This window comes from Georgenia faecalis (assembly GCF_003710105.1).
GTDB lineage: Bacteria > Actinomycetota > Actinomycetes > Actinomycetales > Actinomycetaceae > Georgenia_A > Georgenia_A faecalis.
On sequence record NZ_CP033325.1, the window covers coordinates 3,006,790 to 3,024,835 of the forward strand.

Genomic DNA, 18,046 nt, shown 5'->3' on the forward strand with positions numbered 1-18,046 from the left:
GGATTCACTCCACTGGCGCGGAACGTATCCGATGGACTAGACCACCGTCAATGGTCCAGACAACATCCGGACAAGTTTCTCGTGACAACAAAAGCGGCGTCCCCCGCGGGGCGAGCGCCGGGCCCACCCCCGGACCTTCGCTTAGGGTCAGAGCCGGGGGCAGCCCCTGAACGGGTAGCATGAATCGATTCAGGCAGTCCTCCATGACGGATGACGAGCCACCGCGGGGCGAGGGCGCCTCGACGGACAGGGCGATGAAGGGGTCGTGGAGATGAGTGACGAGCGCCGCGGAGCCCCGCGGGCCACCATCGCCGACGTCGCGCGGCGGGCGGAGGTGTCGGTGGGGACGGTCTCGAACGTCCTCAACCGCCCGGACCGCGTCGCCCCCGCCACGCTCGGCCGGGTGCGCGCCGTGATCGAGGAGCTGGACTTCGTCCGGAACGCCTCCGCCCGTCAGCTCCGCGAGGGGCACGTGCGCGCCGTCGGCGCGGTCGTCCTCGACATCGCCAACCCGTTCTTCACCGAGATGTCCCGAGGTATCGAGGACCGGGTGGCTCGGGACGACTACACCCTCATGCTCTGCAGCTCCGACGAGGACCCCGCGCGCGAGGCGCGTTACCTGCGGCTCTTCGCGGAGCAGGGCGTCGACGGGATCCTCGTCGCCCCCTCCCGCAGCACCATGGACAACCTCGAGCGGATTCGGAAGCGCGGCACCAACGTCGTCCTCCTCGACTACATGAGCCCCCTGCCCGACCTCTCCTCCGTCGCGGTCGACGACGTCGCGGGGGGACGCCTCGCCGTCGACCACCTCCTCGCCCAGGGGCACCGCACCATCGGCTTCCTCAACGGCCCGCCAAGCATCCGCCAGTGCGTCGACCGCCGCGACGGCGTCATCGCGGGGCTCGTGGCCGCCGGCCTCGACCCCGGTGAGCACCTCGTCGAGGTGGGCATGGACTCGCTCAACGCCAACAACGGGGCCCGGGCGATGGCGGCGCTCCTCGCGGCCCCCGGCACCCGGCCGAGCGCGACGTTCTGCGTCAACGACGTCACGGCCCTCGGCGCGCTGCGCACCCTGCGGGAGGAGGGCGTCCGGGTCCCCGACGAGATGGCCGTCGTGGGGTACGACGACGTCCACTTCGCCGCCGAGCTCACGGTGCCGCTCACCTCCGTGCGCCAGCCCATGCAGCAGATCGGCTGGACGGCGGCGGACCTGCTCCTCGGCGACCACGACGACGCCCGGCAGGTGGTGTTCCAGCCGGACCTCGTCGTCCGCCGCTCCAGCGTCGTCGGCACCGCCTGACGCGTCCGGCGCCGCCGTCGGTCGCCGCACCCCTCCGCCCGCGGCACTTATCCTGGTGCACGGGCCGACACCCGGCTCCACTGGCGTGAGGAGAGCTCAGCATGGCCGACGGCGAGTCCGCGACCGCACCGGACGCCGGCGACCAGCCAGGCCTGTTCGACCTGCCCAGCGGCACCCGACGGGCCACGACCCGCATCGTCCTGCTCACCGGCCCGTCCGGGTCGGGCAAGACCTCCCTCACCCGGCGGGTGGGACTCCCGGTCGTCGCCCTCGACGACTTCTACCTCGACGGCGACCACCCCGACCTGCCCCGCCGGTACGGCATCGTCGACTGGGACGACCCGCGCAGCTGGGACCGGGCAGGAGCCCTGGCCGCCCTGCTCTCCCTCGCCCGCACGGGCCGGGCCGAGGTCCCGCTCTACGACATCCCGACCAACCGGCGCACCGCCACGACGACCCTGGACACCGGCGGCGCACCGGTGATCATCGCCGAGGGCATCTTCGCCGCCGAGCTCGTCGCCGACTGCCGGGAGGAGGACATCCTCGCCGACGCGCTGTGCGTGTGGCGCCCCCGCATGCAGACGTTCTGGTTCCGGCTCATGCGCGACCTGGGCGAGGCCCGCAAGCCCCCGCTCACGCTGGTCCGGCGCGGGCTCACCCTCGCCCGGCACGAGCCGGCGATGATCGCCGACCTCACCGCCAAGGGCACGCGCCTGGTCCGGGTCGAGGAGGCCGAGCGGGACATCCGCCAGATGCTCGCCGCGTCCTGACCCGACGCCTCCTGACCCGCCGCGTCGCCTCGGCCGGCGTCGGTCGTCAGGACGGGCCGGTCACGCCCGCTTGACGAGCGGGAACGTGATGGTCTCCCGGATGCCCTGGCCGGTGAGCGCCATGAGGAGCCGGTCGATCCCCATGCCCATGCCGCCGGCCGGCGGCATGCCGTGCTCCATGGCCTGGAGGAAGTCCTCGTCGAGCACCATGGCCTCGGGGTCGCCGGCGGCGGCCGCGAGCGCCTGCGCCGCGAACCGCTCGCGCTGGACGACCGGGTCGACGAGCTCGGAGTAGGCGGTGGCCAGCTCGAAGCCGCGCACGTAGAGGTCCCACTTCTCGACGACGCCGGGCGTGGACCGGTGCGCCCGGGTGAGCGGGGAGGTGTCGACCGGGAAGTCGCGCACGAAGGTGGGCTCGTGGAGCGCGTCCCCGACGAGGTGCTCCCACAGCTCCTCGACGACCTTGCCGTGGCCGGCGTGGGGTGCGATGGCGAGCCCGAGGCGCTCGGCGTGAACGCGCAGGTCCTCGATCGGCGTCGCCGGCGTGATCTCCTCGCCGAGCGCCTCGGAGAGGGACCCGAACAGGGTGATGGCCGTCCACTCGCCGCCGAGGTCGTACGGCTCGCCGTCGGCGAGGGTCACCGTGGTCGACCCGAAGGCGTCCGTCGCCGCACGCTGCACGAGCTCGCGGGTGAGCACCGCCATGGTGTCGTAGGAGCCGTAGGCCTCGTAGGCCTCGAGCATGGAGAACTCCGGGGAGTGCGTGGAGTCGGCGCCCTCGTTGCGGAAGTTCCGGTTGATCTCGAAGACCTTCTCCACGCCGCCGACGACGGCCCGCTTGAGATAGAGCTCCGGCGCGATCCGCAGGTACAGGTCGGTGTCGTAGGCGTTCATGTGCGTGACGAACGGGCGGGCGGCGGCGCCCCCGTGGAGGGTCTGCAGCATCGGGGTCTCGATCTCGAGGAACCCGCGCTCGTGGAACGACTCACGCAGCGAGCGCACCACCGCGGCCCGGGTGCGGACCATGGCCCGCGCCTCGGGGCGCACGATGAGGTCGAGGTAGCGCCGGCGGACCCGCGCCTCCTCCGACAGGCTCACCCGCTCCCCCGACTCCGTCTCGTACGTCTTGGGCAGGGGGCGGAGCGCCTTGGCCGCGAGCGCCCAGGAGTCGGCGAAGACACTGAGCTCGCCGCGGCGTGAGGCGATGACGCGCCCGTGGACGAAGAGGTGGTCGCCGAGGTCGACGTCGGTCTTGAACGCCGCCAAGGACTCCGCACCGACCTCCTTGGCGGAGAGCATCGCCTGGAGCTGGTTGCCCTCGCCGTCGGCGAGGGTGGCGAAGCAGAGCTTGCCGGTGTTGCGCAGGAAGACCACGCGCCCCGCGACGCCGACGACGTCGTCCGTCTCGGCGCCGGCCTCGAGACCGGCGTGCTCGGCGCGCACCGCCGCGACGGAGGTGGTCACCGGCACGGTGACCGGGTACGGGTCGATCCCCGCCTCGAGGAGGCGCTCACGCTTGTCCGCCCGGACCCGGACCTGCTCCGGCACGTCGCTGCCGGCGTCGTCGGGCAGGTCCACGGGTCCGGTCGGCTCAGTCACCCCGCGATCGTAACGGCTGGCTGGGTTCGGCCCCCCGGCCTCCCCCAGCCGGGCCGCTCACCGGCACGTCCGGGCCGCGTACGGGGCGGTCGCCGTCGTGCTGCCGATCATCGCGTCCGCGGTCGCCGTCACGCTCACCTCACCGGCCCCCACCGCCGCCGCGCGGGTGCTGAAGGTCACGGAGGTCGACCGGTCCTCACCGACCGTCACCGTCCGCGTCCCGTGCGGGGTCGAGACGACCGCCTCGACCGGCGTCGCCGAATCGTTCGTCACCCGCGCGGCCGTGACGACCTTGCCCGCCACGCACCGCGTGTCCGCGGTGACGGAGACGGCGGGGCCGGTCGGCTCGTCCTCGGTCACGACCGTCACGGTGTACGCCACGGACGTCTCGTGGTCCTGGGCGTAGGCCGTGAGCGCGATCGTCGTCGTGTCCCCGGTGAGGGGGATGGTGCGCGGCAGCGTGTCGTCGACGAGGACGCCGCCGACCCGGACGAGGCCGCTGGGAAGCGCGGGGGACGCCGACAGGGCGACCGCCTCGGTGCCCGCCGGGACGGTGAGGGTGTAGTCGTGGACCCCGGAGGTCAGCGCGGGCGTGAGCGTGCCGACGTCGAAGGTGAGGGCCGACAGCTCGGCCTCGGTGCCGAAGCTCGTCGCCGAGCGGATCGAGAGGCCGAAGACGCCGCCGACGTTGCTCGCGCCGGTCCCCTGGAACCGCACCCGCACGACCGGGACGGGGTTGCCGTCCTCGTCGAGGACGGGGTTGCCCGAGGAGTCCACCTTCTCGAGCGGGTCGTCGAGGACGCTGCGCGGGATCTCGTCGCACTGGACGTACCAGGACGTCGCGCCGCCGGCGTTGGTGATCCGCTCGGTCTTGAGCAGCACGTCGTTGAGGTAGACCCCGAACGTGCGGCCGTTGTCCCCGCCGTAGTACCGCACGCAGAGGTAGTTGTGCTCGAGGTCCGGGTCCACCGTCATGTCGTAGGAGAACCAGGCGTCCGCGCGCGCCTCGGCGTGCCGGAACTGCTGGCCGTTGAACGTGCCCACGCTCGAGCGGTTGGACTGGACGTTCTTCCCGGCCTCGCTGTTGTTGTTGTCGAAGGAGGTGAGCTGGTCGATCGTCACCTCGGCCTCACGCAGGCGCTCCTTGCCCGCGAGGATCGAGGCCTGCGCCTCCTCGGAGTCGAGCTCGACGACGTTGAGGTACATCGCGTAGCGGGCGTCGTAGAGGCTGTAGTAGGGCTCGAAGACGAGGCCGGCGGCCGCCGGGTCGACGCCGCGCAGCGCGAACCGCATGATCGGCGTGCCGTTCGGCTTCGTCCCGTCCTCGATCCGGACGAGGTTCGCCGCGATGTCCGCCTTCCACGCCTGGGCGTCCTCCACGACGATCGAGTCGACGACGTCCTTGTGCGGCGTGCTCATCCGCACGAGGACGCCCGCCTGGTAGGAGGCGCCGACGTTCTCATAGCTCACCGGGGCGGCGAGGAGCACCGGGCCGTACGTGAAGGCCACCCAGTTCGGGTTCTCCGTGTCGGCGACGACGGCGACCTCCGCCGGGAGCGTGTAGGAGATCTCGTCGCCGGCCTCGACCAGCACCGGGATGAATCCGCGCTCCGCGGGGATGTCGACCACGGTGCCGTTGACGCGCAGCGTCGGGGCGCCGGCGACCCAGTCGGGCACGCGCAGGCGCACGGTGGTGCCGGCCGCGACCGCGCCGCCGTCGAGCGCCTCGACCGTGAAGGTCGCGGTGTCCTCGCTGGGGATGTCGGCGGTCTGGGTGAGGACCATGTTGTGGGCCTCGTCGGTGAAGGTGGAGGACCGGAACTGGGTGACGTACACCGCCGTCGGGCTCGTGAAGTAGTAGGAGCTGCCGAGCATGGACAGCTTCTCGACGCCGGTGCCGTGGTCGCACCAGAACTCGTCGAGCGGGTTGCCGAAGACCTTCGCGTACCCCGCCGTCATCGGCTGGAAGTACGTGACCATCGCGGTCTCGGGGCTGGCCGTGCTGACGACCGCGTTGAGGTACGCCGTCTCGTAGAAGTCGGCGTACTTCGCGTCCTTGGTGATCCGGAAGAGCTCGTGGGTGAGCTTGAGCATGTTGTACTCGTTGCAGCCCTCGGACGTGGAGTTCTCCCCGTACCCGCTCGTGACGCCGCTCGTCGCGCGGTCGTGGAGGGTGTCCGGCGCATGGAAGTGCTCCGAGTAGCTGTTGCCGCCGTTGGCGTACGTGTGGTGGTCCACGACGATCTGCCAGAAGTTCTCCGCGGCGGCGCGGTACATGTCGAGCTCGGCCTTCTCCGCGTCGGTGAGCGTGGCGTACAGCGCGGGGTCGTCCGTGAAGACGGTGTACCGCTTGAGGGCCCCGACGAGCTTGGGGATCGTCGTGTTCGCGTGCAGGCCGCTGAGGACGTCGTTGCCGGCGGCGAGCTGGCGGAAGAGGGTGACCTCGTCGAAGTACTCGGCCGCCCGCTTGTGGACCGGCTCGTGGGTGATGCTGAACAGCTCGTAGAGCGCCTCGTTCATCCCGCCGTACTCGATCCGCAGGACGTCGCCCGGGTTGGGCAGGCGGCCGGCGTAGGCGTTCACCCAGGACCCGAACCCGCTCGCGACCTCCAGGGCCGTCCCGCCGACGTCGGCCGGGGCGTAGGCGTAGGCGTCGAGGAGGCCGGCGAGCACCTTGTGGAGGTTGTAGAAGGGGACCAGCAGGCCGTTGCCGCCGCCCGGGAGGACGGAGGTGGAGAACGGCGCGACGTAGCCGGCGTTGGCGGGGTCCCGCAGGGCGTAGGCCGCCTGCACCTCGGCGAGCCCGTCGACGGCGACGGTGAGCTTGTCGAGGAGCTGCTGCCGGACGGCGGGGTCGGCCTCCGTGGCGTAGGCCTGTGCGAGGGCGGTCATGTAGTGCCCGAAGAAGTGGCCCTGGAACCGGGTCCCGGAGGTGCGCTCCCAGCCGCCGTACCCGGTGGCGGTCGGCGGCGTGAGGCCCGCCTGGACGTACCAGGAGTAGAGGAACTTTGCGGGGTCGAGGCTGAGGAGGTACTCGACGTTGAGCTCGGCGAGGTTGGCGAGGTAGGGGTCGTGGACGTCGACGTCCGCCAGCTCCGTGCTCTCGAGGTAGACGGACGTGCCGGCCACCGAGGGGATGGTGACGACGAACGTGCGCGAGACCGGGCCGCTGCCGCCGTAGGTCGCCGTGGCGGTGACCGTGACGTCGACCGCCTCGCCCGCTGGCCGCGTGATCCGCGCGACGCCGTCGTCGCCGACGACGAAGTGCGGGGAGTCCGCCGCCCACGTCACCTCCGACCCGGCCGCGCCGCGGGCGGGCAGCGCGACGGTGTCGGTGACCGCCGTGGCGGGCAGGGAGAGCGCATCGAGGTCGGACTGCGCGACGGCCGCCGGGTCGAAGCTCGGCACGTGCTCGCGGTAGAGGCCGACGACGTCGCTCGTGGTCGCCACCGCGTCGTGGAGGACGTACTCGTCGAGGGCCCCGCGCAGGAAGGCGCCGTTGTACTGGGGGCCGTTGAAGCCCAGGGTCTTCATCGACGTGCTCTCCGAGCCGAGGACGCCGGTCGCCGCGCCGCCGGGGGCATAGTCGACGGCGGTCACCTGCTTGACGCCGTTGCGGTAGATGGCGACGTCCTTGGTCTCGGAGTCGTAGACGACGACGACGTGCGTCCACTGGTTCGTCGGGAAGAACGTCGCCCGCGAGGTGCGCACGGAGACCTTGTACGGCTGGCCGTCCGAGGGGCCGATCGACAGGGCGAGCGGGCGGTTGTTGTTCTCCGAGGAGAGGTACCAGCCGTCGGAGTTGTAGGTGGTCTTGTTCCAGGCGACGACCTGCTCCCCCGTGCCCATGTCCGCGCTCGGGCGGAACCAGAACGAGAGCGTGAGGTCCTGCGGCTGGAGGTGGGCGCCCGTGCCGAGGTTGAGCGCGGTGCTGCCGTTGAGCTCGATGGCCTGCCCGGACACGCCCGCGGTGTAGCGCGCGGTGCCGCCCGGGCGCACGGCGACCGGGTTGGCGTAGCTGCTCGCGTCGGTGAGGGTGCCGTCGAAGGGCAGGTCGAGGACGGCCTCCCCCGGCACCGGGGAGTCGGCGATCGAGGGCGAGGCCGCGAGGCCCACGCCGCTCGCCGCCAGGAGGGTGGCGAGCAGCACCGCGCTGCCTCGCTGGACCAGTCGGACACCACGTCGCGCCATCGCGTCTCTCCTTGTGCGTGGCACCGTCGCGCACGCGGGTCGGGCGCACCGTCACCCGCAGGCCGTCCGTGGCCCCCGCGCCCCGTGCGCATCACCTGTGCGGAACTGCGTCGATGTGACCGCTAACACTCCGCCTCGCCCGGAGCGTACGCCGGACCGCCACGCCGGACAAGGGGTCGGCGTCGCGCCACGCGGACGGGCTCCGCGCGGAGCCCGTCCCGCGGGCGCCGCCCCCGAGCCACCGGCGTGCGGCAGGCGTCAGGCGTCAGGCGTCAGGCGTCGCGGCGGTAGGCCTCGATGGTGATGCCACTGGGCTCGACGGAGCGCGCCTGGCCGGCGTCGACATCGGGGACCTGTCCGGGCTCCCCGCCGACGTCGACGATGCGGTTGTTCTCGTCGACGAACACGACAGCCGGGGTGTAGCTCCGGGCCTCCTCGTCGGAGAGCATGCCGTAGGCGATGAGGATGACGAGGTCGCCGGCGTGGACGAGGTGCGCCGCCGCCCCGTTGATGCAGACGATCCCGCTCCCCCGCTCGCCGGGGATGACGTAGGTCGTGAGGCGCGCCCCGTTGGTGACGTCGACGACGTCGACCTGCTGCCCGGGCAGCAGGTCCGCCGCGTCGAGGAGGTCGGCGTCGACGGTGATCGACCCGACGTAGTGCAGGTCGGCCGCCGTGACGGTGGCGCGATGGATCTTGCCCACGAGCATCGGGCGGTGCAGCGAGCGCGGGACGCTCATGGTTGGTCGGTCTCCCCTGGTACTGACTGCGGTGGCACGCCTAGCGTCACCGCAACGTTGTCGATGAGCCGGGTGTTCCCCACCCACGCAGCGACGGCGAGCAGCCCAGCGCCCTGGGCGTCGTCGTCCAGCACCGCGAGGGTATCGGGGTCCACGAGCGCGAGGTAATCGAGGCGGACGCCGGGGGCGGCGTCCAGGACGGCGGCGGCCGCGGCCAGGACCTCCGCGGGCCCGCCGGCACCCGCCGCGGCGCCGGCCCGCAGCGCGGCGGACAGGGCCAGCGCGGAGCGCCGCTCGTCCGCGCTGAGGTAGGCGTTGCGGCTGCTCAGGGCGAGCCCGTCGGCGTCGCGGCGGATGGGCACGCCGACGACCTCCACCCCCATGTCGAGGTCCCGGACCATCGCCCGGACGAGCGCGAGCTGCTGCGCGTCCTTCTCCCCGAAGAGCGCCACGTCCGGTCGCACGAGGTGGAGGAGCTTGTTGACGACCGTGAGGACGCCGGCGAAGTGCGTGGGCCGGGTGCGCCCCTCGAGCACGGCGCCCATGGGGCCGGGGTCGAGCTGCACCACGGGGTCGCCCTGGGGGTAGACCTCGGCGGGCTCGGGGGCGAAGACGACGTCGGCCCCCACCTCGGCGAGGCGGGCGAGGTCGCCGGCCAGGTCCCGGGGGTAGGCCTCGAAGTCCTCGCCCGGCGCGAACTGCAGCGGGTTGACGAAGATGGTGACGACGACGTGCTCTGCCCGCTCGCGGGCGGCCCGGACGAGGTCGAGGTGCCCCTCGTGCAGGGCCCCCATCGTCATCACGACGGCCCGTCGGCCGACCTGGCCCCGCAGGGCGCCGACGAGCTCCTCCCGCGTGCGGACGAGGACGGGGTCGGTGGGGGTATCGGCCACGGGGGCCGGGTGTGCAGGGGCAGCGACCGGGAGCGCGGCGCCGCCGGGGCCAGCCGGCGAAGCGAGGAGGTCGAGGAGGGCCTGAGCGGGGGCTTCTCGCAGGCGGCCCGCCGTGACGGCCCGCTGCGTCGTGACCCGCGCCAGGGCGCGGTAGGTCTCCGGCACGTCCGCCTGCGCCGGGTCCTCGGCGGCGAGGGCCGCCAGGGCCGCCACGTGGTCGCGGACCGTGCCGACGTCGCCGCGCACGACCGGGCCGGTGAGGTGCGCCTCCCCCTGCCGCAACGCCCCCTCGAGGGCCGCGGTGAGGAGCGGGGTGAGCATCTGCCCCGGTTCCTCCACGCCCGCCGCCTGGAGCACCCGCGTCGCCTGGGTGACCAGCGTGACGAGGTGGTTGGCACCGTGCGCGAGGGCCGCGTGGTAGAGCGGGCGGACGGCCTCCGGCAGGACCACGGGCTCGCCGCCGATCTCCACGACGAGGGCCTGCGCGATGGGCAGGACCGGCCCGGGGGCGCTCACGGCGAACGGGCACCCGACGAGCCGGCTGAGGTCGACGCTCGTCCCGGTGAACGTCATCGCGGGGTGGATGGCGAGGGGGATCGCGCCCGCCCGGCGCGCCGGCGCGAGGACGTCCGCCCCGAAGCGGCCGGAGGTGTGGAGGACGATCTGGCCCGCCTGCCAGTGCCCCAGCTCCGCCATGCCGGCGACCAGGTCGGGCAGGACGTCGTCGGGGACGGTGAGCAGGACGAGCTCGGCGCGCTCGACGACCTCCTCGACGCTGAGGACCGGCACGCCCGGCAGGAGCACCTCGATCCGGTCGCGGCTCTCCTCGGAGACCGCGCTCGCGCCGACGACGGCGTGCCCGGCGGCGCGCAGGGCGCTGCCGAGGACCGCCCCCACGCGTCCCGCCCCGACGATGCCGACACCGAGCCGCCCGGGCCGATGGCCTTCTCGCGTCGCCTCACTCACCCCACCATCATCCCAGCCCGGGCTGGGACGGCGGTGCGGGGTAGGGCGGCGGCGGGAGCGGCGGGCCCTGCGGGGGCGGCGGCGGAACCGGGCCGCCCTGCGGGGGCGGCGGCGGGACCGGCGCGCCCTGCGGCGGCGGCGGCGGAACCGGGCCGCCCTGCGGCGGCGGCGGCGGGAGCGGCGCGCCCTGCGGGGGCGGCGGCGGCACCGGCGCGCCCTGCGGCGGCAGCGGCGGAACCGGCGCGCCCTGCGGCGGCGGCGGCGGCGCGGGGGGCGCGAACCGCTGGCCCTGCGGCGGGACGGGCTGGCCCTGAAGGGGCGCCGGCGGCGTCCCCGCACCTGGCCCCGGCGGGCACACCCGCTGCACCCACTCCTCCGGGCTCTCGTGGCTCCGGGCGGAGCGCGCACGATCGGCCTGCTCCCCGAGGAGCCGCAGCGCGGTCGCTGCGTGGAGGTGGTGCACCCGCGGGCTCACGGGCCCGGGCACCGACGCGATGGTGAGGTTGGCCAGGTCGAGCCGGCGCTCCCACGGCCCCTGCTCGATGGCGAGGGACTGGGTGCGCTCGTGCGGCACGATCGTCAGCGTCCGGGTGATCCGGCCGGTGCGGATGAGCATGGCGCGGTCGGTGATCCGCAGCCCGTTGCGGCGCCAGGTGATCCAGTCGAGCCACCGCGCGCTCCGCGGGCTCGTGATGAACCCGGCGCCCTCGCCGCTGCCCTCGAGGGCGGCGTCGAGGACCGCCCGCGCATCGTCGGCGCCGAGGTCGGGCACGACGAGCCACATCGCCGTGAGGGCGTCCCCGCGCGGCCCGACGGGCAGGAGGACCCCGCTCGTGGTGCCGCCGGAGGCCTCGTTCTCCGCGCCGTACCCCGCGACGTTGACGACGACGCGCCACCACCCGCGGCGGCGCCACAGGAGCGGCTGGGTGAGCTGGACGGCCTGCACGCGGCCCGGCGGCACGGTCTGGGACCGCTGCTCGAGCAGCCCGTGGCGCAGGCGGATCCCGTCGGAGGACACCGCCGCCCGGAACGCGAACCCACCGGAGAAGCGGGACCAGAGGTAGCCACCCCAGCCGACGATGCCCGGCAGCGCGCCCACGAGCACCCCGGCGCTCTCCGCGGCGACGGCCGCCACCGTGAGCGCGACGAGGAAGAGCAGGAACGTGATGCTCGAGCCGGACAGCAGCAACGAGCCCACCAGCCGGTTCACCGGCACGGTGAGCAGCTCGCGCTCGGGCACCGGGTCGAGGAGCGGCGCGGCCGGGCGGGCGGCGGGCCCGGAGGCCGAGGGCTGTCCCCCCGGCGGCGGCGGGGCGCTCACGGACGGCGCGGCCGGGCCGCGCTGCACCCCGGCGGCGCGGTCGAGGATCTCCCGGCGGAGCCGTTGGGCCTCGTCCTCCTGGAGGAAGGCGAGCACGACGGAGGATCCGGCACCCCCCGCCGTCTCGATCTTCAGCTGGGCGAGCCCGAAGATCCGGGCGAGCAGGGGCTGGACGACGTCGATCGCCTGGATGCGGTTGAGCCGGGCGTGACGCTGCTGGCGGAAGAGGATCCCCGAGTGGAGGTACACCGCGTCATCACCGACGGCGTAGCGCATCATCCGCCACGACAGCGTGGAGTAGATGGCCAGCAGGGCGAGGAGGACGAGGACGACGCCGGCCACGATGAGCCCGACGACGGCCCAGTCCACCCGGTTGCGCTGCAGCCACAGGTCCCCGACGACCTCGACGTTCTGGTACACGAGCACGGCGAGGACCGCGACGATGACCTTCCAGGCGTTGAGGACCGGGGTGATCTTGTGGACGCGGCGCCACTCGAGGTGCTGCTCGGGGGCGGGGGCCGCCTCCGCGGCCGACGCCGCCCCGGTCACGCCCGCGGGGCCGGTGCCGCGAGGTCCGACGGCGTTCACAGCCCGGCCAGCCGGGCCTCGCCGCGCTCGGTGAGGCGGTCACGCAACCGGTCCGCCTCGGCCGGCGGAAGCCCGGGGATACTCGCGTCCGTCGTGGCGGAGGCGGTGTGGAGCTGGATCTCGGCGATGCCGCAGCGCCGGTTGAGGGGGCCGGCCTTGACGTCGACGAACTGCATCCGGCCGTACGGCACGACGGTGAGCCGGCGGAACACGATGCCCTTGCGGATGAGGAGGTCGTCGGCACGCTCCGCGTAGCCGATCGCGCGGACCTGGCGCGGGATGAGCCACGCGGACCACACGGCGATCACGGCCATGGTGCCGGCGAGGATCCACCACCAGGGCGAGAAGAGGACGGCGAGGACCGCTCCGATGAGGAGCGGCGGCAGCACGAAGATTGCCTCGGTGATGAGCCGGGCCGTGATGAGGCCCCGCGAGACGGGCGTGAAGGAGACCCCGGCAGGGTCGAAGGGCCCGGACGAACCGGGTCCCGCCCAATTCCTGGTGTCGACGTCGGACATGGGAACTCCCTCCACGCGGACGATCCGCGGCCCCATTGTGTCGGACCCGCAGCCGGGCGGCGGCACCGTTCCGGGTGCGGCGCCGGTACCGGCAGGCGCCTCCTCGACGACGAGGCTCTGGTGGATGCCCACGCCCCGTGCGGCCGCGGCCGGTGGATACCTATTCCCGTCAGGCGTGCGCCTCGTCGTCGTCGGGCGGGATCCGGCACCAGGACTCCACGACCAGGCCCACGACGACGAGGGCGAGGCTCGCGAGGCCCGCGGCACCGGCCCACCACGCGTGCGTCGTGAGCATGGGCGCGCCGAGGTTGGCGAGCGCGGCGAGCACGTGCGCCGCGAAGTAACCCGCCAGGGCCGCTCCGGCGGCCGAGCTGGCCTTGGCGAGGACCGCCACCCGGGCCGCGCGCAGGGCGTCCATCCGCGTCGGCTTGCGCTCGGTGAACCGGCGCACGCTGCGGCCGAGGAGCAGGACGGCGACGGCCACGACGGCGAGGCCCGCCCACATCGTGCCGGGGACCGGGATCGGGCTCAGGCCACGCATGAGCAGCATCGAGAGCACCGCGTAGCTGAGCAGGCCGGCGACGACGGCGGTGACGACGAGGTGCTGCCAGCGGGTGCGCGGCATCAGTGGTCCTCCCCGGTCCCGGTGTCCGCGGGCAGGCCGACGTCGGCCCACGGCCCGGCCACCCACTCCAGCTCCCCGTCGGCGTCCGCGGCCAGGTCGGCCACCCGCCCGTGGCCGGGGAGCGTCGCGTCGGGCTGGGCCGCCAGCCAGGGCCGGAGGACGAAGGCACGCTCGTGGGCCCGTGGGTGCGGCAGCTCGAGGTGGTCGTCCGCCGCGACGATCCCGCCCACGCTGATGACGTCGAGGTCGAGGGTGCGGGCGCCCCACCGCTCGAGCCGCTGCCGGCCGTGGGCCGCCTCGACGGCGTGGCACAGGCCGAGCAGCTCGCGCGGGCTGAGGGTGGTGCGCCCGACGAGGACCGCGTTGAGGTAGTCCGGCTGCGGGGCCGCGCCCGGGGCGAGGACGGGGGCGGTCCGGGCGAGCGGGGAGAGCGCGGTGAGCTCGACCCCGAGGTGGTTGGCGAGCTCCGCCGTCGCCCGGCGCAGCGTCGTCGCCGCGTCCCCGAGGTTGGCGCCGACGGCGACGACGAACTCCACCGGGGCGGGCGGGCGGGCGTCGAGGACCCCGGCGCGGTCCTGGTGGCGGCGCACGCTCACCGTGACGTCGGTGAAGGGGACCGTGAGGGGCGCCTCGGGCTTGTGGACGCTGACGTCGACGGCCCGGACGGCGCGGTGGCGCAGGGCCCGCTCGGCGATCCGGGCGGCCACCGTCTCGAGGAGGTCCGCGGGCTCGCCGGCGAGGACGGCGACCGCCTCCTCGGCGACGTCGGCGTAGCTCACGGTCGCGGCCAGGTCGTCGCTCCCGGCCGCCTCGCGTGAGTCGAGGTGGAGGACGACGTCGGCGAGGAACGTCTGGCCCTCGCGGCGCTCCTCGGGGAACACCCCGTGCCGGCCGAAGGCGCGCAGGCCGGTGACCTCGACCTGGTCGAGGACGGCGCCGGCGTCGTCGTGGACGGGGGGCCTCACGGGTGCTCACCGCCCGCGGCCCAGGCGGCCGCGACGCGGACGGCGTCGGCGGAGGCGGGGACGTCGTGGACGCGGACGGCCCACGCGCCGGCGCCCGCGGCGAGGGCCGTCACGGCCGCGGTGGCGTGGTCGCGGGCGAGCGGCGCGGCGGGCACCCCGTCAACGCCGGCGAGGAGCGCGCCCAGGAACCGCTTGCGGGAAGCACCGACGAGCACGGGGAACCCGAGGGCGGCGATCGCGTCGAGGCGGGCCAGCAGCCGCCAGTTGTCTACGCCCTCCTTGGCGAACCCCAGGCCCGGGTCGAGGACGATCCGCTCGGGAGCCATGCCCGCGCGCAGGACGGCCTCGACGCGCTCGCCGAGCTCGGCCACCACGTCGGCGACGACGTCGTCGTAGCGGGCGAGCGACGTCATCCGGGTCGGGTCGCCCCGCCAGTGGCCGAGGACGTAGGTGGCGTCGGTGGAGGCCACGGCGTGGGCCATCTCCGGGTCGGCGAGCCCGCCGGAGACGTCGTTGACGAGGGCAGCGCCGGCCTCGACGCAGGCGAGCGCGGTGCGCGCGTTGAGGGTGTCGACGCTGACGCACGCGCCCTCGCCGGCGAGAGCGGCCACGACGGGGAGCACCCGGGCGAGCTCGACGTCCCCGGGCACCCGCTCCGCCCCCGGGCGGGTGGACTCACCGCCGACGTCGAGGATGTCGGCGCCCTGCGCGCGCAGGGCGCGCGCGTGGACGAGGGCGGCGTCGGGGTCGGGCCACCACCCGCCGTCGGAGAAGGAGTCCGGGGTGACGTTGACGACGCCCATGACGAGGGTGCGACCGGCCGTCGGCACGCGGCGGCCGGTGGGCGGGGGCGTCGTCGCGGTGGGCATGGTCACGGCTCCAGGTTAGGGCGTCGTCCGCTGCTGCCTAGCGGTGACCGGCGATGAGGCTCATCGCCTCGGCGCGGGTGGCCGTCTGGCGCATCTGTCCGCGCACCGCGGAGGTGACGGTCCGCGCTCCGGGCTTGCGCACCCCCCGCATCGACATGCACAGGTGCTCGCACTCGACGACGACGATGACACCGCGCGGGTCGAGGGCGGTGACGAGCGCGTCGGCCACCTGGGACGTCAGCCGCTCCTGCACCTGCGGGCGCCGGGCGAAGGCGTCGACGAGCCGGGCGAGCTTGCTCAGCCCGGTGACCCGCCCGTCGGCGTTGGGGATGTACCCCACGTGCGCGACGCCGTGGAAGGGCACGAGGTGGTGCTCGCAGGTCGAGTACACCTCGATGTCCTTGACGATGATCATCTCCTCGTGGCCGAGGTCGAAGGTCGTCGCCAGCACCTCCGCGGGGTCCGTCCGCATGCCCGCGAACACCTCCTCGAAGGCCCGGGCCACCCGCTCCGGGGTGTCCACCAGGCCGTCGCGGTCGGGGTCCTCCCCGACCGCGACGAGGAGGTCGCGCACGGCGCGGCGCACGCCCTCGGCGTCGTAGGGCCGACGGGCCGAGACGCCGTCCTGGCTCAGCTCAGACACCCTCGGTCGACCCGCCGACCTGACCGTTGGCGGGAACCTCCCCGATGCCGAAGCCCTCGCCGGCCGCGGCCGCCTGGTCCTGCGGCAGCATGGTGCCGGTGCCGTTGGCCCGCTCGGCAGGCGTCATGACCGGGGGCACGGTGCTCACCCGGCGGGTGTCCGAGGACAGCCACACCGGGCGGGGCTCACGCTTGACCACGGGGGCGAAGATCTCGCGCAGCTCGGCCTCGTTGAGCGTCTCGCGCTCGAGCAGGGCGAGGACCAGGTCGTCGAGCACCTGGCGGTACTCCATGAGGATGTCCCACGCCTCGTCGTGCGCGGCGTCGACGAGGCGACGGACCTCGTCGTCCACGACGACGGCGACGCCCTCGGAGTAGTCCCGCTGGTGGCCCATGTCACGGCCGAGGAAGACCTCACCGGACTCCTGGCCCAGCTTGACCGCCCCGACGCGGGCGCTCATGCCGTACTGGGTGACCATCTTGCGGGCGAGGTTGGTCGCCTTCTCGATGTCGTTGCTCGCGCCCGTGGTGGGGTCGTGGAAGACGATCTCCTCCGCGACGCGCCCGCCCATGGCGTAGGCGAGCTGGTCGAGCAGCTCGTTGCGCGTCGTGGAGTACTTGTCCTCGGTGGGCATGACCATCGTGTACCCGAGGGCCCGGCCGCGCGGGAGGATCGTCACCTTGGTCACCGGGTCGGTGTACCGCAGCGCCGCGGCCGCCAGGGCGTGCCCGCCCTCGTGGTACGCGGTGATCTTCTTCTCCTTCTCGTTCATCACCCGGGTCCGCTTCTGCGGTCCGGCGATGACGCGGTCGATCGCCTCGTCCAGCGCGCGGTCGTCGATGAGCTGGGCGCCCGAGCGGGCGGTGAGGAGCGCGGCCTCGTTGAGGACGTTCGCCAGGTCCGCACCGGTGAAGCCGGGGGTCCGGCGGGCGACGACCTCGAGGTCGATCTCCGGGACCATCGGCTTGCCCTTGGCATGCACGCGCAGGATCGCGGCGCGGCCGAGGAGGTCCGGGGCGTCGACGGTCACCTGACGGTCGAAGCGGCCCGGGCGCAGCAGCGCGGGGTCGAGGATGTCGGGGCGGTTGGTGGCCGCGATGAGGATGACGTTGGTGTGGACGTCGAAACCGTCCATCTCCACGAGGAGCTGGTTGAGCGTCTGCTCCCGCTCGTCGTGGCCCCCGCCCATGCCGGCGCCGCGGTGGCGGCCCACGGCGTCGATCTCGTCGACGAAGATGATGGCCGGCGCGTTCGCCTTGGCCTGCTCGAAGAGGTCGCGGACGCGGGAGGCGCCCACACCGACGAACATCTCGACGAAGTCGGAGCCGGAGATGGAGAAGAACGGCACCCCGGCCTCGCCGGCGACGGCGCGCGCGAGGAGCGTCTTACCGGTTCCGGGCGGGCCGTAGAGGAGGACGCCCTTGGGGATCTTCGCGCCGACGGCCTGGAACTTCTCCGGCTCGGCGAGGAACTCCTTGATCTCCTGGAGCTCCTCCACGGCCTCGTCCACGCCGGCGACGTCGGCGAAGGTCACCTGCGGGGTCTCCTTGGAGACCAGCTTCGCCTTCGACTTGCCGAACTTCATCATCCCGCCGGCACCGGACTGCATGCGGCTGAGGAAGAACCAGAAGAGCCCGACGATGATGAGCATCGGCAGGATGAAGCCGAGGATCGACGTCCAGATGGACGGCTGCGGGACCTCGGCGTTGTAGCCCTCCGGCGGGTCGGCGGCCTCGACCGCCTGGGCCACCGTCTCGCCCTGCGGCGTGGCGTAGAAGAAGGCGACGCGGTCGCCGTAGTCCTCGAACTCCTCCGAGAGGACGAGCTCGACGCGCTGCGTGACGTCGTTGATCTCCACCTGCTCGACGGTGTCCCCGGCGAGCAGCTCGAGGCCGTCGGAGGTGTCGATGCGCTGGGCGGGGTTCCCGTTGAGCAGGGACATCCCGAGAAATGCGAGAAGCAGGACGACGGCGATCCAGATACCGGGCCCGCGGACGATCTTCTTGGCGTTCATCAGTGGCGGCGCTCGGGCCGCGTCCCTCCTGCTCGGTCAGTCAT

Annotated in this window: 13 protein-coding genes and 1 pseudogene; 2 read left to right on the forward strand and 12 right to left on the reverse strand. The window is 73.7% G+C overall.

What is annotated here, in order from left to right; genetic code table 11:
• Positions 1–271: 271 nt before the first annotated feature.
• Together EBO36_RS13185 and EBO36_RS13190 are read left to right on the forward strand one after the other, a co-directional pair.
• The gene (locus tag EBO36_RS13185) at positions 272–1,300 is read left to right on the forward strand and encodes a LacI family DNA-binding transcriptional regulator (RefSeq protein WP_122825672.1); all 1,029 of its coding nucleotides are present in this window, start codon (positions 272–274) and stop codon (positions 1,298–1,300) included.
• 101 nt (positions 1,301–1,401) lie between these two features.
• On the forward strand, positions 1,402–2,070 hold the full coding sequence (locus tag EBO36_RS13190; RefSeq protein WP_122825024.1) for a uridine kinase family protein: 669 nt from the start codon (positions 1,402–1,404) through the stop codon (positions 2,068–2,070).
• 60 nt (positions 2,071–2,130) lie between these two features.
• Here the strand turns inward: EBO36_RS13190 and lysS are convergent, their stop codons facing one another.
• From lysS to ftsH, 12 genes and pseudogenes are all read right to left on the reverse strand, one after another.
• On the reverse strand, positions 2,131–3,669 hold the full coding sequence (gene lysS, locus EBO36_RS13195; RefSeq protein WP_187695817.1) for a lysine--tRNA ligase: 1,539 nt from the start codon (positions 3,667–3,669) through the stop codon (positions 2,131–2,133).
• Between the two features lie 57 nt (positions 3,670–3,726).
• Positions 3,727–7,860 carry a beta-L-arabinofuranosidase domain-containing protein gene (locus EBO36_RS13200; RefSeq protein WP_122825026.1) on the reverse strand — a complete coding sequence of 1,378 codons (4,134 nt, stop codon included), beginning with the start codon at positions 7,858–7,860 and terminating at the stop codon, positions 3,727–3,729.
• Positions 7,861–8,132: 272 nt separating this feature from the next.
• The gene (panD, locus tag EBO36_RS13205; RefSeq protein ID WP_122825027.1) at positions 8,133–8,600 is read right to left on the reverse strand and encodes an aspartate 1-decarboxylase; all 468 of its coding nucleotides are present in this window, start codon (positions 8,598–8,600) and stop codon (positions 8,133–8,135) included.
• Entirely contained in the window at positions 8,597–9,400 is an 804-nt protein-coding gene (gene panC / locus EBO36_RS16040) for a pantoate--beta-alanine ligase (RefSeq protein ID WP_222928815.1), read from the reverse strand. Before panC ends, panD begins: the two co-directional genes overlap by 4 nt.
• Before the next feature lie 150 nt (positions 9,401–9,550).
• Positions 9,551–10,459, reverse strand: a pseudogene (locus tag EBO36_RS16045) (Rossmann-like and DUF2520 domain-containing protein); the annotation flags it as partial.
• 7 nt (positions 10,460–10,466) lie between these two features.
• The gene (locus EBO36_RS13220) at positions 10,467–12,368 is read right to left on the reverse strand and encodes a PH domain-containing protein (protein WP_244925292.1); all 1,902 of its coding nucleotides are present in this window, start codon (positions 12,366–12,368) and stop codon (positions 10,467–10,469) included.
• Positions 12,365–12,886 (reverse strand): PH domain-containing protein, encoded by a 522-nt coding sequence (locus EBO36_RS13225; protein ID WP_122825028.1) that lies wholly within the window; start codon positions 12,884–12,886, stop codon positions 12,365–12,367. The genes EBO36_RS13220 and EBO36_RS13225 overlap by 4 nt, the downstream gene beginning before the upstream one ends.
• A 169-nt stretch (positions 12,887–13,055) precedes the next feature.
• The gene (locus tag EBO36_RS13230; RefSeq protein ID WP_122825029.1) at positions 13,056–13,511 is read right to left on the reverse strand and encodes a DUF3180 family protein; all 456 of its coding nucleotides are present in this window, start codon (positions 13,509–13,511) and stop codon (positions 13,056–13,058) included.
• Positions 13,511–14,476, reverse strand: a complete 966-nt coding sequence (folK, locus tag EBO36_RS13235) for a 2-amino-4-hydroxy-6-hydroxymethyldihydropteridine diphosphokinase (RefSeq protein WP_122825030.1) — start codon at positions 14,474–14,476, stop codon at positions 13,511–13,513. The genes EBO36_RS13230 and folK overlap by 1 nt, the downstream gene beginning before the upstream one ends.
• A complete protein-coding gene (gene folP / locus EBO36_RS13240; protein WP_122825674.1) occupies positions 14,473–15,345 on the reverse strand; it encodes a dihydropteroate synthase in 873 nt (290 codons plus the stop codon). Before folP ends, folK begins: the two co-directional genes overlap by 4 nt.
• Positions 15,346–15,382: 37 nt before the next feature.
• Positions 15,383–15,979, reverse strand: coding sequence for a GTP cyclohydrolase I FolE (gene folE / locus EBO36_RS13245; protein WP_241237127.1), 597 nt, complete (start codon positions 15,977–15,979; stop codon positions 15,383–15,385).
• A 1-nt stretch (position 15,980) separates the two neighbouring features.
• Positions 15,981–18,002, reverse strand: a complete 2,022-nt coding sequence (ftsH, locus tag EBO36_RS13250) for an ATP-dependent zinc metalloprotease FtsH (RefSeq protein WP_122825032.1) — start codon at positions 18,000–18,002, stop codon at positions 15,981–15,983.
• Between the last annotated feature and the right edge of the window lie 44 nt (positions 18,003–18,046).